Here is a 16,311-nt window from a genome sequence, read left to right on the forward strand (position 1 = left end):
CTCACCGGCGCTGCTTCTCCTGCACGGCGAAGCCCACGAGCATGTCGCGCTGCACCTGGAACATCTCCCGCTCCTCCTCCGCCTCGGCGTGGTCGAAGCCGAGGAGGTGGAGCAGGCCGTGGGCGGTGAGGAGCTTGACCTCCTCGAGGGTCGAGTGGCCGGCGCTCTTCGCCTGGGCCTCCGCCACCTGGGGGCAGACGACGATGTCGCCGAGCAGGCCCGCCGGGGTCGGGGCGTCGTCCGTGCCGGGCCGCAGCTCGTCCATCGGGAAGCTCAGCACGTCGGTCGGGCCCGGCTCGTCCATCCACTGCACGTGCAGCTGCTCCATCGCAGCCTCGTCGACGAACAGGATCGCGACGTCGGCGTCCGGATGGACGTGCAGCAGGTCGAGCCCGAACGTCACGAGCCGCTGCACGACGGCCTCGTCGACGGGCAGGCCCGACTCGTTGTTGACCTCGACGCTCACCGGTGCCGGCCCTCGCCGCGGACGTCGCGATCCTGCGAGCGCCGCTCGGAACGGTTCTGCGGCGGGCGGTAGTCGGTGGGCAAGCGGGTCTCGGCGGCCTCGCCGCCGTGCTCCATCCGCTCCGGGCGCCGCGCGGCCGCGGCCGCCTGCCGCTCCGCGTCGAAACGCGTGTACGCGTCGACGATGCGGCCGACCAGCGAGTGCCGTACGACGTCCTCGCTCGTGAGCATCGCGAAGTGGATGTCGTCGATGTTCCGCAGCACGCGGGTGGCCGTGTTGAGGCCCGAGACGCCGTTGGGCAGGTCGATCTGCGTGATGTCGCCGGTCACGACCATCCTCGAGCCGAAGCCGAGACGGGTGAGGAACATCTTCATCTGCTCGGGCGTGGTGTTCTGCGCCTCGTCGAGCACGACGAAGGAGTCGTTCAGCGTGCGGCCGCGCATGTAGGCGAGCGGTGCGACCTCGATCGTCGACGACGCCATCAGCTTCGGGACGAGCTCCGGATCCATCATCTCGTTGAGCGCGTCGTAGAGCGGGCGGAGGTACGGGTCGATCTTGTCGGTGAGCGTGCCCGGCAGGTAGCCCAGCCGCTCCCCGGCCTCGACTGCGGGCCGCGTGAGGATGATCCGGTTGACCTCCTTGCGCTGGAGCGCCTGCACGGCCTTCGCCATCGCCAGGTAGGTCTTGCCGGTTCCGGCGGGCCCGATGCCGAACGTGATGGTGTTGACGTCGATCGCCTCGACGTACGACCGCTGACCGAGGGTCTTCGCACGGATGCTCTTGCCGCGCGCCGTGAGGATCGCCTGGCCCAGCAGCTCGGCGGGCGACGAGCTCTGGTCGTCGGCGAGGATGTGCGCGCTCGAGCTCACGTCGACGGGCCCGAGCTCCTGGCCGTTCCGGACCATCTGCAGGAGCTCCTGGATCAGGCGCTCCGCGGCCTGCACCTGCGCCGGCTCGCCGACCAGCGTGATCTCGTTGCCGCGGACGAGCACCTCGATGAGCGGGAACTGCTTCTCGATCTGGCTGAGGAGCCGATCCTGAGGGCCGAGGAGGCGGACCATGGCGATCCCGTCGACCTCCATCGTGCGCGTCTCCGCGCCCGCGGCCGGGTACCGGCGGGCGACGGCGCTCGCGCTGCGGCGCCCGGTCGTGCGGTAACCCTCGTCGGCGTCCGTCACGCGTCCCTTCCCTCGCCGGGCATCCCGGCGGTCATCGAGTCCTCGTCCAGCGACCCGTCGCCTCCGGCGAGCACATGCGCGTGGACGTGGAAGACGGTCTGCCCCGCGGCCAGCCCGGTGTTGAAGATGAGGCGGAACGACTCCTGCCCGGCCTGTGCGGCGGCGGTCCTCGCGACCTCCACCATGTTCGCGAGGAGCCGCGGATCCCCTGCGGCGAGCTCTGTGACGTCCCGGTAGCGGTCCGTCTTCGTGATGACGAGCAGGTGCACCGGCGCCTTCGGAGCGATGTCCTTGAGAACGAAGACGTCGTCGGTCTGCAGCAGGATCTCCCCCGGGATCTCCCCACGCAGGATGCGCGTGAAGACCGAGGGTTCGGTGCTCGCGCGCTCAGTCATGGCGTCCCATTCTACCGGCGGCACGGCTCGGGCCGGGGTGGATGCCTCTCCCCTCCGTGGCTTGCCGCTTTCGCTCCCTTCAGGCGCCTCGAAGGGTGCGAAAGCGGCACGTCACTCCTGGGCGGCGAGCGTGGGCGTGTCGACAGGTGCACGATCACGCACGACGCGCTCCTCCCCAGGCGCGGATCCACGGCCGAGGAGCGTGTCGCCGACGCTGGCGACCACGACGACGGCGGCTCCCGATCACCCTGCCGGCATGCCCACGCCGCTCACGCCCCTGCCGCCCACCCTCGAGGCCACACCCTTCTCGATCGCCGAGGCGCAGGCGGCCGGCATCGGCAGGAAGCGGCTCGCGAGGATGGACCTGACCCGCCCGTTCGCCGGGGTGCGCACGACCATCGCGCCCGAGGACACGCGCGGTCGCTGCTCGGCCTATCGACCGAAGATGGCGGACGGCGAGTTCTTCAGCCACGTCACCGCTGCGGTGCTGCACGGGATGTGGCTGCCCCTCGAGCTCGAGACGCGAGGCACGCTCGACGTGTCCGTCGTCCGTCCCGCTCGCGCCCCGCGGGATCGAGGCGTCATCGGCCACCATCTCGTGCGCCGGCCCCGGCTCGTCGTGTCGCGGGAGGGGTTCCGTCTGGCCGATCCGGTCGAGACCTGGTGCCAGCTCGCCACCCTGCTCCACCCGCGCGAGCTGATCGTGGCCGGCGAGAGCCTGCTCGCGCGTGGACGCCCGCGCGTGGACGAGATGCGGGCCAGGTTGCTGGACGCGGCGTCGGATCAGGACCGACCGTTCACTCGTCGGCTGCACACGGCGGCTCCGGCTCTGCGGCCGGGGTCGCGCTCCCCCGGCGAGACGCTGCTCCGGCTGCTCCTCGTCGATGCCGGCCTTCCCGAGCCCGAGATCAACGCGGCCGTGACGGACGCGTCGGGCCGGTTCCTCGGGGAAGGCGATCTGGTGTTCCGGAGCCGGCGGGTCGTCGTCGAGTACGAGGGCGACTACCACCGGATCGACAAGCGCCAGTGGCGCAAGGACGTCCTGCGCTACGAGCGCATGCAGGACGCCGGCTACCGGGTAGTCCGCGTGACGGTGGAGGACCTGCGCGACCGACCCGCGGAGACCGTCGCCCGGGTCCGCGCCGCCCTCGCCTCCCGTTGACCGACGCCACCTTCCGCGTGGGTTGCCACTTCTGCACCCTTCAGCGCCCGCGAAGGGTGCGAAAGCGGCAAGTCACGGAAGGGGGCGAGACCCGTCAGGGCCACAGGTCCAGCACGATCGCGAGGGCCGCCAGGGCCGCGGGGCCCGCTGTCGAGGTGCGCAGCACGGTGGGGCCCATGCGTGCGGCCGTCGCGCCCGCCGCGGTCAGCCGCTCGAGCTCCTCCGGTGCGATGCCGCCCTCCGGGCCGACCACGAGCACCAGCTCCTCGGTGGCCGTCGGCACCGCGTCGACGAGCCGCAGGTCCGCGTCCGGATCGAGGACCACCATCGGAACCCGCGCCGCGAGCGCGACGACCTCGGCCGTCGACATGAGCGGCAGCCCCGCCGCCGCCCAGGGGCGCATCGCCTGCTTGCTCGCCTCACGGACGATGCCCGCCCAGCGGGCGGATCCCGTCTCGGCCTTGCGTCCCTCCCAGCGCGTGACGCTCCGGGCCGCCTGCCAGGGCGCGACGGCGGCGACCCCGAGCTCGGTCGCGGCCTGCACCGCGAGCTCGTCGCGACCGCCCTTCGCGAGCGCCTGCACGAGGGTGATCCGGGGACGCGGCTCAGCCGTCTCGACGAGGTCCACGACCTCGAGCTCGACGGTGTCCTTCGAGACGACGGTCGCCACGGCGCTGGCGACGCGCCCCGAGCCGTCGCCCACCGTGGTCCGTTCACCGGCACGCATCCGCGCAACGAGGGCCGCGTGGCGCCCCTCGTCGCCCGCGAGCACCAGGCGGTCGCCGACCTCGGCGCCGGTCACCTGATCGCTGAGGTAGAAGTGGGCCACCGGCGGCTCAGACGCCGAGGAACCGGTCGCGCAGCTTGGTGAAGAGCCCCTGCTGGAAATGCGCGAACTGCGGCGCCTTCGGCTTGCGGTGCCCGGCGAACTGCCGGATCAGGTCCCGCTCCTTGCCGTCGAGCTTCGTGGGCGTGACCACCTGGATGCCGATGCGGAGGTCGCCCCGACCCGAGCCGCGCAGCCGGGTGATGCCGCGCGCCGGGATCGTGAGCACCTCGGCGCTCTGCACGCCGGGGCGGATCTCGACGTCGACGGGGCCGTCGAGCGACTCGAGCGTCGCGGTGGTCCCGAGGATCGCGTCCGACATCTGCACCTCGAGCGTCGCCAGCAGGTCGTCGCCCGCCCGGCTGAAGGTCTCGTGGTGGCGCACCTTGACCTCGAGGTAGAGGTCGCCGTTCGGTCCGCCCGCCGGACCGACCTCGCCCATGCCGGCGAGCTGCAGCCGGAGTCCCGTCTCGACACCGGCGGGGATGTCGACCGGGATCGTGGTGCGGGCGCGCACGCGCCCCTGCCCGGCGCAGTTGACGCAGGGATGCGGGATGACGGTGCCGAACCCGCGGCAGACCGTGCACGGGGTGGAGGTCATGACGTTACCGAGCAGCGAGCGCACGGCGCGCTGGATCTGCCCGGTGCCGTGGCAGATGTCGCAGGTCGCGAGCGTCGTGCCGGGCTGGGTGCAGGCTCCGCCGCACACGTCGCAGAGGACGGCCGTGTCGATCTCGAGGTCCCGGTGGGTGCCGAAGACGACGTCCTCGAGGTCGACCTCGACGCGCAGCAGCGCGTCCTGCCCGCGCTCCTGCCGCGACTTCGGGCCGGTACGGCCGCCCTGACCGAAGAACGTCTCGAAGATGTCGCCGAACCCGAAGCCGCCGGCCTGGCCACCCTGGCCCCCCATGTCGTACTCCTGGCGCTGACGCGGATCCGAGAGCACGTCGTACGCGTGGGTCACGTCCTTGAAGCGCTCCGAAGCGTCGGGACCCGGGTTGACGTCGGGGTGCAGCTGCCGGGCCAGGCGGCGGTAGGCGCGCTTGATCTCCTCGGCCGAGGCGTCGCGCGCGACACCCAGTACTTCGTAGTGGTCAGCCACAGTGGCCCTTCCGATGCCGCGGCGAGCGGTGGTCGTTCGTGTCCGGTCCGCGACCGGACGTGGTCAGTCGTCCCCGAGGAGCTTCGAGAGGTACCGGGCGACGGCGCGGACGGCGGCGATGTTGCCGGAGTAGTCCATTCTCGTCGGCCCGAGCACCCCGATGTGCCCGAGAGCGCCGGCGGGCGATCGGTACCCGCCCGCGAGGATCGACGCCTCACCGAGCCCGAGGGACGCGTTCTCGCGACCGATCGACACGGAGACGCCGCGGCTGTCGAGCTCCATCTCGCTGAACAGGCGCAGCAGCACCACCTGCTCCTCGATCGCTTCGAGCACCGGCAGGATGCTGCCGGGGAAGTCCTTCTCGGTGCGCGCGAGGTTCGCGGCGCCCGCCATCACCAGGCGGTCCTGGCGCCGGTCGTCGACCTGCGCGCCGATCACGTCGGTGACCCGCTCCAGCACGGCCCGGCTCCCCACCGGCACCGTCTCGCCCAGGTCGGCGAGCAGGGGCGGCGTCTCCGCGAGCAGCTTGCCGACGAGCAGGGTGTTGAGCCGGGCTCGCAGGTCCGCGAGCGACTCGTCGTCCAGCGGCGCGGCCTCGTGCGGTGCGGCCTCGTGCGGCACCTCGACGGTGCGCTGGTCGACGTGCCCGTTGTCGGTGATCAGCACCACCAGCAGGCGCGTCGACGACAGGGTGACCAGCTCGACGTGCCGCACCCGCGAGCGCGGCAGCATCGGCACCTGCACGAGCGCGACCTGGTTCGTCAGCTGCGAGAGCATCCGCACCGTGCGGCCGAGCACGTCGTCGAGGTCCGCGCCCTCTCCGAGGAACGTCTGGATGGCGTGCCGCTGCGCGGGCGTCATCGGGCGGATCTCGGCGAGGTGGTCGACGAACATCCGGTAGCCCTTGTCGGTCGGGATGCGGCCCGACGACGTGTGCGGCGCCGCGATGAGGCCGTCCTCCTCGAGGGCGGCCATGTCGTTGCGGATGGTGGCTGCGGACACCCCGAAGCCGTAGCGGTCGACGATGGACTTGGAACCGACGGGCTCCCGCGACTCCACGTAGTCCTGCACGATGACGCGGAGCACCTCGAGCCCACGTTCCGAGACCATCCCGCCTCCTCACGCTGCTGGCACTCGACTCGTCCGACTGCTAATCCTACCGCCCAGGGTGCCGGAAACGCAGGGCGCGCCGCCGACGGGAATGCTGGCCTTCCACATCGACCTGTTGATATCCTGTGCGAGAACCGACAACGAGGCGGTTCGGCGCGCCCATCAGGTCGCGCAACGGGCCGACGAGGACCGGAAGGGGTGCGAACCTCTCACGATGACCGACCGAGACGGCGGTGCACGGCCGGCATACGGGGTCGCGCTCCCTTCCAGACCCCCCGCGGCGGGTGATGTCACCCCGGCGTTCGCGGTGCACCTCATCGGCGGGATCCTGGCGGTCGTCGGCCTGGCGGCGAACCTCGTGCCGCTGCTCGCCCTCGTGCCGTCCCTCGTCCTGTTCCTCGCGTCCCGCTCCGGGCCCGGGTGGCGCCGGGAGGAGGCCCGCGAGGCGCTGAACTTCCAGATCACCTGGGTCGCGGCGATGCTGCTGCTCCAGGGCGTGGCGCTCGCCGTCGCGCTGCTGCTCTCGGCGCGGGGGCTCCACTCGCTCGCGGTCGGCTTCTTCACCGTCTTCCTGATGATCCAGACGCTGGTCGCGTTCTTCGACCTCGTGGTGTCGATCCTCGCCGCCGTGCGGACGCGCCGCGGCGGCGGGTTCCACTACCCCCTCCGGCTCGACCTCGTGAAATGACCCTTCCCATCCCGACCAAGGAGTGCCCGAAATGACACAAGACGTCCCCCCGGCCACCATCGCGCCGCAGCCGCTCAGCCAGAGCGACGAGCGGCTCTGGGCCACCCTCATCCATGTCGGCGGCATCCTCATCGGCTTCATCTCGCCGCTGATCGGCTACCTGGTGCTGAAGGACCGCAGCACGTTCGTGCGGGAGCACTCCCGCACGGCGCTGAACTTCCAGATCACCATGGCGATCGCGCAGCTCGCCAACATCGTGCTCGGCATCATCCTGGGCATCGTGACGTTCGGCCTCTGGCTGGTCGTCCAGTGGCTGATCTCGATCGCCATCTGGGTCGTCACGGTGATCTTCTCGATCATCGCCGCCATCGCCGCGAACAAGGGCGAGATGTACAAGTACCCGCTCTCGATCCAGTTCATCAAGTAGCAGGGACGCCGACCGTCAGGCCGGCGTGAGGCGGCGGACGACGGCGTCCGCCAGCAGGCGCCCCGGCCGCGTGAGCACCACGCGGCCGGCGAGCGCCGCCCTCCCGTCGATGAGGCCGTCGGCGATCAGCCCGGCCACCTCACCGCGACCGGACGAGCCCAGGCGCGAGACCGGCATCCCGTCGGCGAGCCGCGACTCGAGCAGCACCCGCTCCAGGGCGCGCGACTCCTCGTCGAGAACCTCTCGTCCGGCGGCCGGCGAGAGGCCGGCGGCGATGCGGGAGCCGTACGCCGCCGGATGCTTGACGTTCCACCAGCGCACGCCGCCGACGTGGCTGTGGGCTCCGGGTCCGATCCCCCACCAGTCCTCGCCGGTCCAGTAGGCGAGGTTGTGGCGCGAGCGGTGGTCCGCAGAGGTCGCCCAGTTGCTCACCTCGTACCAGCGGTACCCGGCCGCCTCGAGGAGCTCGTCGGCGAGGTCGTACTGCTCGGCCTGCAGGTCGTCGTCCGGAGCGGGCAGGGCACCGGAGCGGATGCGGCGTGCGAGGGCGGTGCCGTCCTCGACGATCAGCGCGTACGCGGAGACGTGGTCGGGCCGCTCGGCGATCGCCGCCTCGAGGCTCGTCCGCCAGTCCGCGAGGCTCTCCCCCGGCGTGCCGTAGATCAGGTCGAGGCTGACCTGCAGGCCTGCCTCCCGCGCCCAGCGGACGACGAGCGGGATCCGCGCCGGATCGTGGGTGCGGTCGAGGGTGGCGAGCACGTGCGGCACCGCGGACTGCATGCCGAAGGAGACGCGGGTGAATCCCGCGCCCGCGAGCGCCGCCAGATCCGCCGCATCGACCGAGTCGGGGTTCGCCTCCGTGGTGACCTCGGCGCCGGCGGCGATGCCGACGGTGTCACGCACGGCTGCGAGCATCGCGGCGAGGTCGGAGACCGGCAGCATCGTGGGCGTGCCGCCGCCGAAGAACACGGTGGAGGCGGGGCGGCGGGGCAGCCCCGCCGATGCGAGCACGCGGTCCGCGAGGTGCACCTCGGCGATCGCCTGCCCCGCGAAGTCCGTGCGCTTCGCCCCGCGCAGCTCGTCGCCCGTGTACGTGTTGAAGTCGCAGTACCCGCAGCGCACCCGGCAGAAGGGCACGTGCAGGTAGACGCCGAGCCGCCGCTCCTCGGCTCCCGCCACGACCGAGGCCGGCAGCAGGCCGTCGTCGGGCGCGGGGTCGGCGATCGGAAGTGCGGACGGCATGACGCTCAATCCTGACGCGGATTTCGCGATCCGGTGCGCGGGCTGCGAGCCTCGACGGCGTGAACGCGGTCTTGTGGGACGTCGATGGCACGCTGCTGCTGAACTCGTCGGTGGCGGGCCGGCTGTACGACCGGGCGATCGCCGAGGTGACCGGCGTCGAGCCGTCGGGGCGCCGCCCGAACGAGCACGGCAAGACGGACGCGCAGATCATCACCGAGCGGCTCGCCGACCTGGGATTCGGCCCGGACCTGCTGCCGGCGGTCCGCGAGCGCCTCGACGCCCTGTCGGTGGTCGCGTACACCGGCGAGGCGGCGCGCCGGACGGCGCCCGGCGTGACCGAGGCGGTCTCGGCGGTCGCCGCCGCGGGCTGGCGGAACGGCCTGCTCACCGGCAACTCGCCCGCCCGGATCCGCGCCAAGTTCACGAGTGCCGGCCTCGATCCGGCCCGCTTCGACGAGGCGCTCTGGTTCAGCGGGGAGGCGACGCCGGTGCGCGCCGACCTCGCCCGCCGCGCCCGCACCGAGGTGCCGGACGCCGCGCTCGTGGTCATCGGCGACACCCCGAGCGACGGGGAGGCGGCCGCCTCGGCGGGCATCCCCTTCGTCGCGGTCGCGACCGGGGCGTTCGGCGAGCAGGCGCTCCAGGATGCGGGAGCCGCGCTGGTCCTGCCCGACCTCGAGGCGGGCCTGCCCGACCTGCTCGCCGCCCTCGCCCGGCTGGAGCGCTGACATCGCGCCGTTCCGGAGTTCCCGGCCGACACGCCGTCCGGATGCGACGTTTCGCGGCGTGTCGTCCCATTTCTCCGGAACGGCGCGATCGCGGGCGTCGCGCGTCGGTCAGGCGGCGTTCGAGGGATGCAGGGCCTTCACCAGGCGTTCGTCGAGCCGCCTCTGCCGGGTCTCGACCGCCCTCGCACCGATGCCCCAGCCTCGGGACGTCCCCTGCCGGATGGAGCGCACGACGAGCCAGACGGCGTCGTCCTCCGCGTGCTCGAGCAGCAGCAGGCGCTCCTCGCACGACGCGTGCCCCGGGCGTGAGCCGTAGATGTATCCGATCCGCCCCGGCTCGTCGATGACGCTGAGCACCTTGACCGGCCCGCAGCCCTCGTCGGCGCCCGAGCCGGTGATCGTCGCCGTCATGCCGGGCGTGATCCAGGGCGTGCCGTCCTCGAGGAACAGCGGCCCCGTCCCCCTGGGGGACACCGATCTGGCCTCGGCCCGGATGTCCTCGACGTCGAACCCGGCGGCGCGCAGGGCGCCCCAGGTCATCAGCGCCCTGCCGGCGAGGTCGAACCGTCGCGCACCGCTGCCGACCCGGTGCCGGCACTCGACGGCCGTGAAGCCGGGCGGCGGGAACGCCACGATCTCGGGGCTCGCCGTGGCACCGATCGCCGTGTAGTTCAGTCCCGCATCCGGAGCGTGCACCGCGGTGCGCCGTCGCGGGCCCGTCATCGCTTCGCCGTCTCCGTGTCCCCGGACAACGCGGCGATGAAGGCCTCCTGGGGCACCTCGACCCGGCCGACCATCTTCATCCGCTTCTTGCCCTCCTTCTGCTTCTCGAGCAGCTTGCGCTTGCGGGTGATGTCACCGCCGTAGCACTTGGCGAGCACGTCCTTCCGCATCGCCCGGATGGACTCCCGCGCGATGATGCGGGCGCCGATCGCCGCCTGCACGGGCACCTCGAACTGCTGCCGAGGGATGAGCTTCTTCAGCCGCTCCGTCATCAGCACCCCGTACGAGTAGGCCTTGTCGCGGTGCACGATCGCGCTGAACGCGTCCACCCGGTCGCCCTGGAGCAGGATGTCGACCTTCACGAGATCCGCGGCCTGCTCCCCCATCGGCTCGTAGTCCAGCGACGCGTAGCCCTGGGTCCGGCTCTTCAGCTGGTCGAAGAAGTCGAAGACGATCTCGCCGAGCGGCATCGAGTACCGCAGCTCGACCCGGTCCTCGCTGAGGTAGTCCATGCCGAGCAGGCCGCCGCGCCGGGTCTGGCAGAGCTCCATGACGGTGCCGACGTAGTCCTTCGGCGTGAGGATAGCGGCCTTCACCATCGGCTCCCGCACCTCGGCCACCTTGCCGATCGGGAACTCGCTGGGGTTCGTCACCGTGACCGTCTTGCCGTCGTCCGTCTGCACCTCGTACACGACGCTCGGCGCGGTCGCGATGAGGTCGAGGCCGAACTCGCGCTCGATCCGCTCGGTGACGATCTCGAGGTGGAGCAGGCCCAGGAAGCCGCACCGGAAGCCGAAGCCGAGTGCGACCGACGTCTCCGGCTCGTAGACGAGGGCGGCGTCGGACAGCTTCAGCTTGTCGAGCGCATCGCGGAGGTCGGGGTAGTCCGCGCCGTCGATCGGGTACAGCCCGGAGTACACCATCGGCTTCGGTTCGGTGTAGCCCGCGAGCGCCTCGGCGGCGGGCTTGCGGGCGTTCGTCACCGTGTCGCCGACCTTCGACTGGCGCACGTCCTTCACGCCGGTGATGAGGTAGCCGACCTCCCCCACGCCGAGTCCACCGGTGGGGGTCGGCTCGGGGGCCGAGACGCCGATCTCGAGGAGGTCGTGGGTCGCGCGGGTGGACATCATCTGGATGCGCTCGCGGCCCGCGAGCCGCCCGTCGACCATCCGCACGTAGGTGATCACGCCCCGGTACGCGTCGTAGACCGAGTCGAAGATCGCGGCGCGGGCGGGCGCGTCCGGGTCGCCGACCGGATGGGGGATGCGCTCGACCACCCGGTCGAGCAGCGCCTCCACCCCCATGCCGGTCTTGCCGGAGACGCGAAGCACCTCGTCGGGGTCGCCGCCGATGAGGTTCGCGAGCTCCTCGGCGTACTTCTCCGGTTCGGCGGCCGGCAGATCGATCTTGTTCAGCACCGGGATGATCTCGAGATCGTTCTCGAGGGCCAGGTACAGGTTCGCGAGTGTCTGCGCCTCGATGCCCTGCGCCGCGTCGACGAGCAGGATCGCGCCCTCGCACGCCGCGAGGGATCGCGAGACCTCGTAGGTGAAGTCGACGTGGCCCGGCGTGTCGATCATGTTCAACGCGTAGGTGGCCCCGTCGACCGCCCACGGCATGCGCACGGCCTGGCTCTTGATCGTGATGCCGCGCTCACGCTCGATGTCCATCCGGTCGAGGTACTGCGCCCTGGCGTCCCGGTCCGAGACGATCCCCGTGATCCCGAGCATGCGGTCGGCCAGCGTCGACTTGCCGTGGTCGATGTGCGCGATGATGCAGAAGTTGCGGATCGACTCGGGCGGCGTCGCGGCGGGCTCGAGGGGCTGCAGCGCGCGGGGTGGCATGGCGGCAACAGTGTCGCACAGGCAGGGGCGGCTCCCCGGTGCACGCTCCGCGCCTGGGTAGGGTCGGCCGGTGCCCACCCCCGACTTCGTCCTGCGACTGCGCGAGCGCGTCGGGCACGAGCCCCTCTGGCTCGTCGGCACGACGGCGGTCGTCGCCGACGGCGATCGGCTGCTGCTCGTGCGCCGCGCGGACTCCGGCGACTGGTCGCCGGTGGCCGGCATCGTCGAGCCCGGCGAGCACACCGCGGACGCGGCCGAACGCGAGGTGCTCGAGGAGGCCTCCGTCGTCGCGGTCGTCGAACGCCTCGCCGCGGTCTCCGTCACGCAGGAGTACGAGTACCCGAACGGCGATCGGACCCGCTACACGGACCTGACCTACCGGCTTCGGTACGTCTCGGGCGAGGCCGCGGTCGGCGACGACGAGTCGACCGAGGTGGCCTGGTTCCCCCGCGACGCCCTGCCCCCGATGCCGGAGCGCTACCTGCGCCGCATCCGCCACGCCCTCGAGGACCGCGCCGACGCGGTCATCGACCGGCGCGCCGAGCCCTGACGCCTCAGGCGCCCGCGGTCAGCGCCGCCGCCACGGCCGGCTCGGGCCCGTCGGGACGCGGGAGCCTCGCGAGTCCGGCGAGCAGGGTCTCGCGCGACGCCGCCGCGCAGACCCGGATCCAGCCCTCGCCCGCGGCCCCGAACGCGCTGCCGGGCGCCACCGACACCCGCTGCTCGAGCAGGAACTGCTCCGCCCAGTGGGCGACGTCGCCCCCACTCGCGTGCGACACGTCGATCCAGAGGTAGAACGCCCCGCCGGGCTCCAGGTAGCGGATGCCGAGCCCGTCGAGCAGTGCCGCGGCCGCCGTCAGGTTGCCGCGGTAGTGCTCCCCCGCCGCCGCGACGGCGTCCTGCGGCCCGGAGATCGCGGCGAGCGCCGCGTGCTGGGCGGGCGTGTTCACGCAGGAGACGATGGCCTCCTGGTAGGTGCGCAGCACCTGGTCGAGCCCGAGCGGCACGACCAGGCTGCCGACGCGGGCGCCCGTGAGGGCGTACGTCTTCGAGAACGAGTGCACGGTCAGCACCCGGTCCTCCTCGTCGAAGGCGGCTGGGCTCACGTGCGGCACGGCCCAGGCGAAGGCCTCGTACACCTCATCGCTGATCAGCCAGAGGTCGTGCCGGGACGCGAACGCGAGCAGCTGCCGAAGCACCGGCTCGGGGAACACCACACCGAGCGGGTTCGACGGCGAGTTGACGATGATCGCCCTGGTGCGGCTCGTCACCTGGGCGTCGAGCGCGGCGACGTCGGGCAGGAACCCCCGGTCCGGGTCCAGCCGGTAGGGCACGGGGACCGCCGAGAGCATCCGGGGTGCCATGGTGAAGGTCGTGTAGCCGGGGTCCGGCACCAGCACCTCGTCGCCCGGCTCGAGCACGAGCGACAGCGCCAGGAAGAGCGCCTCCGTGGCGCCCGGGGTGACCCAGACGTTGTCGGCGTCGACCGGGATGCCGTTGACCCGGCGCAGCTTCGCCGCGATCGCCTCCCGCAGCGGGGCGATGCCCGCGTTCGCGGTGTAGGCGGTGTCGTCCGCCAGCCACGCCCGGCTGGCGGCCTCGAGCACGTGCGGGGCGACCGGCTGGTCCGGTTCTCCCACGGCGAGGGCGAGCACGCCCGGCATCCGCAGCGCGATCTCATGGATGCGGCGGATGCCCGACCCGGGGACGTCGAACGCGGTGCGGGAGAATGTCGGCACCGCTGCATTCAACCCTGCCCGTCCGCTCGAGACGGGCGGCAGGGCACCGGGCTCGACCTGATACGCTGTCGGACGGCTTTCGGGCGCCCGCGAGACCGCGCGGCCCGGCCCGACGACGGCGGACAGTCCGCCCTCCCGACATCGTCTTCCGAAAGAGGAATCCGCACGTGGCGAACATCAAGTCGCAGCTCAAGCGCATCGGCACCAACAAGAAGGCCCACGACCGCAACAAGGCCGTGAAGAGCGAGCTCAAGACGGCCATCCGCGCCGTTCGCACCGCGATCACCGCCGGCGACAAGGACAAGGCCGCCAGCGCCCTCGCCTACGCCAGCAAGAAGCTCGACAAGGCCGCCTCCAAGGGCGTCATCCACCAGAACCAGGCCGCGAACCGCAAGTCGGCCATCGCGAAGCACGTCGGCCAGCTGGGCTGATCGATCTTCGACGCGTACACGCGTCGAAGACGACGCTGACTGATCCTCCCATTTCGGAGGTCGGCTCGCGATAGTTGCCGGCGCCCCTGCACGTCAGGGCGTTGTCGGTCCGAGTCGGGATGCCCGGATGCGGCCGATGAACGGGCCTGTTCGGGTGCGACGGGCCGCCGATGACGTTCCTCGGTGCCGGACGTGGCCCGTCGGCTGCGGCAGATCGCTCGTCAGCGCCGACGTCGAGTCAGCCTTCGCCACGGGTCGCGACGAATGCGACCAGCCGCTCGACCGCGAACTCCGGGTCGCGCGCCGCGCCCTTCACCCGCTCGTCGGTCTCGGCGATCATCACCATGGCCCGGCCGAGCCCGTCCGCCTGCCAGCCCTGGGCGTCGCGCCTGGCGCGGTCGACCTGCCAGGGCGCGAGCCCGAGCTCGGCCGCGACCTGCGGCCCGCCTCCGCGCGCGTCGAAGACCCGGGCCATCGTCCGCAGCTTCATCGCGATCGCCGCGACGATGGGCACCGGGTCGGCGCCTGTGGCTATGGCGTGCCGGAGCAGGACGAGGGCATCGCCCCTGCGCCCGGCGATCGCAGCGTCGGCGACGGCGAACGCGTTGGTCTCGACGCGGCCGGCGTAGTAGGTCTCGACCGTCGACTCGGAGATGTCGCCGCGGGTGTCGGCGATGAGCTGCTGGCAGGCCGAGGCGAGCTCTGCGAGGTCCTCCTGGAACGCGGACACGAGCACCCGCAGCGCGCCGGGGGCGATGCGCTTGCCGGCCGCCCGGAACTCGGCGGCCGCGAACGAGGACCGGTCGGCGTCGCGCTTCAGTTCGGCGCACGCGATCTCGATGCCGCCGCCCAGGCCACCGCGGACCGCGTCGATCAGCTTCTTGCCGCGCGCTCCCCCGGCGTGCCGCAGCACGACGGTCGTGTCGTCGGCGGGGTGCTCCAGGTATCGCAGCGCCTCGGTGAGGAAGCCCTCGGAGAGCCGCTCCACGCCGGTGACTCGGATGAGACGGGGCTCGCCGAACAGCGACGGGCTCGCGAGCGTCGTGAGATCCCCGGGCGACGCGACGGCCGCGTCCAGATCGCTGACCTCGACGCTCGGGTCGGCGGCGACGAGCGCGGCGCGGATCGACCGGGTCGCGCGCTCGGCGAGCAGCTCCTCCGGCCCCGAGACGAGCACCACCGGCGCCGGCCTGGCCTCGTCCCAGCCCAACGTGGGGATCTTGGCGGCACCCGATCTCGCGGGCGCGGCGGCACGGGCAGCCATGATGCCTCCAGTATCCAGGGTGCCGGGGACACGGCCCGAGCTACGGGGCGGGCGCCCACACCGCGGGGGTCACCGGGTGCTCGGTCCACACGGTCAGGCCTCCGTCGGCGGCGGGCGCAACGAGCAGCAGCCCCTCCTGATCGGTTCGGAAGGGAGCGATGCGGTCCGCGCGCAGGATCCGCAGGAGCCGGGCGGTCGGGTGGTGGTAGTCGTTGTGCGCGCCGACGCCCATGAGGCCGGCCGCGGCGCCGGAGGCGGCGTAGAAGGCCGGGCTCTGGTCGGCGGATCCGTGATGCGCGACCTTCACGAGGTCGACGTGCGGCAGCGGACCCGCCGCGAGGAGCGCGTTCTGGGCGTCCTCGCCGAGATCGCCGGTGAACAGGGACCGGATGCGGCCCGCGACCAGCAGCGTGATGCTCGCCGGGTTGCCTGGCTGGATGTCGTCCAGCGGGTCCTCGGGCCAGAGCACGTCGAGGCGCAGCCGTCCCACCTGCGCATGCTCACCCCGATGCACCTGCAGCACGTGCGCACCGGCCGCGGCGATCGAGGCGCGGAGGGAGTCCGCGGCTGCACCGTCGCTCGGTCCCACGAACGCGGTGCCCACTCGGTCGGCGATCGACCGGCTCGCCCCCACGTGGTCGGCGTCCCAGTGGGTGAGCACGAGCAGATCGATGCGACGCACGCCGAGCCGGTCGAGGCAGGCGCGGATCGGTGGCCCCTGCCGTCCGGTGTCCACGAGGGCGAAGTGCCCTTCCCCTCCGTTCAGGACGAACGCATCCCCCTGGCCGACGTCGCAGCCCGCGATCTCCCAGTCGGGCGGCGGAGCGACGGAGCGTCCGACCGCCACTCCCGCGAGGACACCGAGGCCGACCACGAGCGCGAGCAGGCCCGCACCGGCCGCCGCGACGCGGACCGGCCGACGGACGGAGCGGCCCGCGGCGAGCAGCCCGAGCGCCAGCAGGGCGACCGCGAGCAGGCCGCCCGCG

18 protein-coding genes are annotated in these 16,311 nt (G+C 72.3%); 6 read left to right on the top strand and 12 right to left on the bottom strand.

Going from position 1 to position 16,311, the window contains the following annotated elements; genetic code table 11:
• Position 1: 1 nt before the first annotated feature.
• The 3 genes from ybeY to JWQ92_RS12135 all read right to left on the bottom strand — a co-directional run bounded on the left by ybeY (position 2) and on the right by JWQ92_RS12135 (position 2,039).
• Positions 2 to 466 carry an rRNA maturation RNase YbeY gene (gene ybeY, locus JWQ92_RS12125; protein WP_297344717.1) on the bottom strand — a complete coding sequence of 155 codons (465 nt, stop codon included), beginning with the start codon at positions 464 to 466 and terminating at the stop codon, positions 2 to 4.
• Positions 463 to 1,548: a PhoH family protein gene (locus tag JWQ92_RS12130; protein ID WP_297344734.1), complete on the bottom strand. Its 1,086-nt coding sequence runs from the start codon at positions 1,546 to 1,548 to the stop codon at positions 463 to 465. Before JWQ92_RS12130 ends, ybeY begins: the two co-directional genes overlap by 4 nt.
• Before the next feature lie 92 nt (positions 1,549 to 1,640).
• A complete protein-coding gene (locus JWQ92_RS12135) occupies positions 1,641 to 2,039 on the bottom strand; it encodes an HIT domain-containing protein (protein ID WP_297344718.1) in 399 nt (132 codons plus the stop codon).
• A 256-nt stretch (positions 2,040 to 2,295) separates the two neighbouring features.
• On the opposite strand from JWQ92_RS12135, the gene JWQ92_RS12140 reads away from it, so the two are divergent.
• Positions 2,296 to 3,201 carry an endonuclease domain-containing protein gene (locus JWQ92_RS12140; RefSeq protein WP_297344719.1) on the top strand — a complete coding sequence of 302 codons (906 nt, stop codon included), beginning with the start codon at positions 2,296 to 2,298 and terminating at the stop codon, positions 3,199 to 3,201.
• Between the two features lie 94 nt (positions 3,202 to 3,295).
• Here JWQ92_RS12140 and JWQ92_RS12145 read toward each other — a convergent pair whose 3' ends face one another.
• The 3 genes from JWQ92_RS12145 to hrcA form a co-directional block, all read right to left on the bottom strand.
• Entirely contained in the window at positions 3,296 to 4,030 is a 735-nt protein-coding gene (locus JWQ92_RS12145; protein WP_297344720.1) for a 16S rRNA (uracil(1498)-N(3))-methyltransferase, read from the bottom strand.
• A 7-nt stretch (positions 4,031 to 4,037) separates the two neighbouring features.
• A complete protein-coding gene (locus JWQ92_RS12150; protein WP_297344721.1) occupies positions 4,038 to 5,129 on the bottom strand; it encodes a DnaJ C-terminal domain-containing protein in 1,092 nt (363 codons plus the stop codon).
• 63 nt (positions 5,130 to 5,192) lie between these two features.
• Complete coding sequence (gene hrcA, locus JWQ92_RS12155) at positions 5,193 to 6,239, bottom strand: heat-inducible transcriptional repressor HrcA (RefSeq protein WP_297344722.1); 1,047 nt, start codon at positions 6,237 to 6,239, stop codon at positions 5,193 to 5,195.
• Between the two features lie 214 nt (positions 6,240 to 6,453).
• Between hrcA and JWQ92_RS12160 the strand changes: the two genes are divergently transcribed.
• Both JWQ92_RS12160 and JWQ92_RS12165 read left to right on the top strand, forming a co-directional pair.
• Positions 6,454 to 6,927: a DUF4870 domain-containing protein gene (locus JWQ92_RS12160; protein WP_297344723.1), complete on the top strand. Its 474-nt coding sequence runs from the start codon at positions 6,454 to 6,456 to the stop codon at positions 6,925 to 6,927.
• A 31-nt stretch (positions 6,928 to 6,958) separates the two neighbouring features.
• Complete coding sequence (locus tag JWQ92_RS12165; protein ID WP_297344724.1) at positions 6,959 to 7,354, top strand: DUF4870 domain-containing protein; 396 nt, start codon at positions 6,959 to 6,961, stop codon at positions 7,352 to 7,354.
• Positions 7,355 to 7,369: 15 nt separating this feature from the next.
• Here JWQ92_RS12165 and hemW read toward each other — a convergent pair whose 3' ends face one another.
• On the bottom strand, positions 7,370 to 8,596 hold the full coding sequence (hemW, locus tag JWQ92_RS12170; protein ID WP_297344725.1) for a radical SAM family heme chaperone HemW: 1,227 nt from the start codon (positions 8,594 to 8,596) through the stop codon (positions 7,370 to 7,372).
• Positions 8,597 to 8,655: 59 nt separating this feature from the next.
• Between hemW and JWQ92_RS12175 the strand changes: the two genes are divergently transcribed.
• Positions 8,656 to 9,324, top strand: a complete 669-nt coding sequence (locus JWQ92_RS12175) for an HAD family hydrolase (protein ID WP_297344726.1) — start codon at positions 8,656 to 8,658, stop codon at positions 9,322 to 9,324.
• A 108-nt stretch (positions 9,325 to 9,432) separates the two neighbouring features.
• Here JWQ92_RS12175 and JWQ92_RS12180 read toward each other — a convergent pair whose 3' ends face one another.
• Both JWQ92_RS12180 and lepA read right to left on the bottom strand, forming a co-directional pair.
• Positions 9,433 to 10,047, bottom strand: coding sequence for a DUF1990 family protein (locus JWQ92_RS12180; protein WP_297344727.1), 615 nt, complete (start codon positions 10,045 to 10,047; stop codon positions 9,433 to 9,435).
• Positions 10,044 to 11,891 (bottom strand): translation elongation factor 4, encoded by a 1,848-nt coding sequence (gene lepA / locus JWQ92_RS12185; RefSeq protein WP_297344728.1) that lies wholly within the window; start codon positions 11,889 to 11,891, stop codon positions 10,044 to 10,046. Before lepA ends, JWQ92_RS12180 begins: the two co-directional genes overlap by 4 nt.
• 70 nt (positions 11,892 to 11,961) lie before the next feature.
• Here lepA and JWQ92_RS12190 point away from each other — a divergent pair, with 70 nt between their 5' ends.
• Positions 11,962 to 12,441 carry an NUDIX domain-containing protein gene (locus tag JWQ92_RS12190; RefSeq protein WP_297344729.1) on the top strand — a complete coding sequence of 160 codons (480 nt, stop codon included), beginning with the start codon at positions 11,962 to 11,964 and terminating at the stop codon, positions 12,439 to 12,441.
• A gap of 4 nt (positions 12,442 to 12,445) precedes the next feature.
• Here the strand turns inward: JWQ92_RS12190 and JWQ92_RS12195 are convergent, their stop codons facing one another.
• Entirely contained in the window at positions 12,446 to 13,630 is a 1,185-nt protein-coding gene (locus tag JWQ92_RS12195; protein WP_297344730.1) for an aminotransferase class I/II-fold pyridoxal phosphate-dependent enzyme, read from the bottom strand.
• 167 nt (positions 13,631 to 13,797) lie between these two features.
• On the opposite strand from JWQ92_RS12195, the gene rpsT reads away from it, so the two are divergent.
• The gene (gene rpsT, locus JWQ92_RS12200; protein WP_297344731.1) at positions 13,798 to 14,061 is read left to right on the top strand and encodes a 30S ribosomal protein S20; all 264 of its coding nucleotides are present in this window, start codon (positions 13,798 to 13,800) and stop codon (positions 14,059 to 14,061) included.
• Between the two features lie 238 nt (positions 14,062 to 14,299).
• Here rpsT and holA read toward each other — a convergent pair whose 3' ends face one another.
• Positions 14,300 to 15,325: a DNA polymerase III subunit delta gene (gene holA / locus JWQ92_RS12205; RefSeq protein WP_297344732.1), complete on the bottom strand. Its 1,026-nt coding sequence runs from the start codon at positions 15,323 to 15,325 to the stop codon at positions 14,300 to 14,302.
• Between the two features lie 40 nt (positions 15,326 to 15,365).
• A partial coding sequence (locus JWQ92_RS12210; RefSeq protein ID WP_297344733.1) for a ComEC/Rec2 family competence protein occupies positions 15,366 to 16,311 on the bottom strand: 946 nt, incomplete at its 5' end.

This window comes from Amnibacterium sp., assembly GCF_025463795.1.
Classification (GTDB): Bacteria; Actinomycetota; Actinomycetes; order Actinomycetales; family Microbacteriaceae; genus Amnibacterium.

Bases quoted from the DNA above. Each gene is read 5' to 3' on its own strand.
- JWQ92_RS12135 (WP_297344718.1), bottom strand. From the start codon at position 2,039: ATGACTGAGCGCGCGAGCACCGAACCCTCGGTCTTCACGCGCATCCTG.
- JWQ92_RS12160 (WP_297344723.1), top strand. From the start codon at position 6,454: ATGACCGACCGAGACGGCGGTGCACGGCCGGCATACGGGGTCGCGCTC.
- JWQ92_RS12140 (WP_297344719.1), top strand. From the start codon at position 2,296: ATGCCCACGCCGCTCACGCCCCTGCCGCCCACCCTCGAGGCCACACCC.
- JWQ92_RS12180 (WP_297344727.1), bottom strand. From the start codon at position 10,047: ATGACGGGCCCGCGACGGCGCACCGCGGTGCACGCTCCGGATGCGGGA.
- lepA (WP_297344728.1), bottom strand. From the start codon at position 11,891: ATGCCACCCCGCGCGCTGCAGCCCCTCGAGCCCGCCGCGACGCCGCCC.
- JWQ92_RS12165 (WP_297344724.1), top strand. From the start codon at position 6,959: ATGACACAAGACGTCCCCCCGGCCACCATCGCGCCGCAGCCGCTCAGC.
- hemW (WP_297344725.1), bottom strand. From the start codon at position 8,596: ATGCCGTCCGCACTTCCGATCGCCGACCCCGCGCCCGACGACGGCCTG.
- JWQ92_RS12130 (WP_297344734.1), bottom strand. From the start codon at position 1,548: ATGGAGGTCGACGGGATCGCCATGGTCCGCCTCCTCGGCCCTCAGGAT.
- holA (WP_297344732.1), bottom strand. From the start codon at position 15,325: ATGGCTGCCCGTGCCGCCGCGCCCGCGAGATCGGGTGCCGCCAAGATC.
- hrcA (WP_297344722.1), bottom strand. From the start codon at position 6,239: ATGGTCTCGGAACGTGGGCTCGAGGTGCTCCGCGTCATCGTGCAGGAC.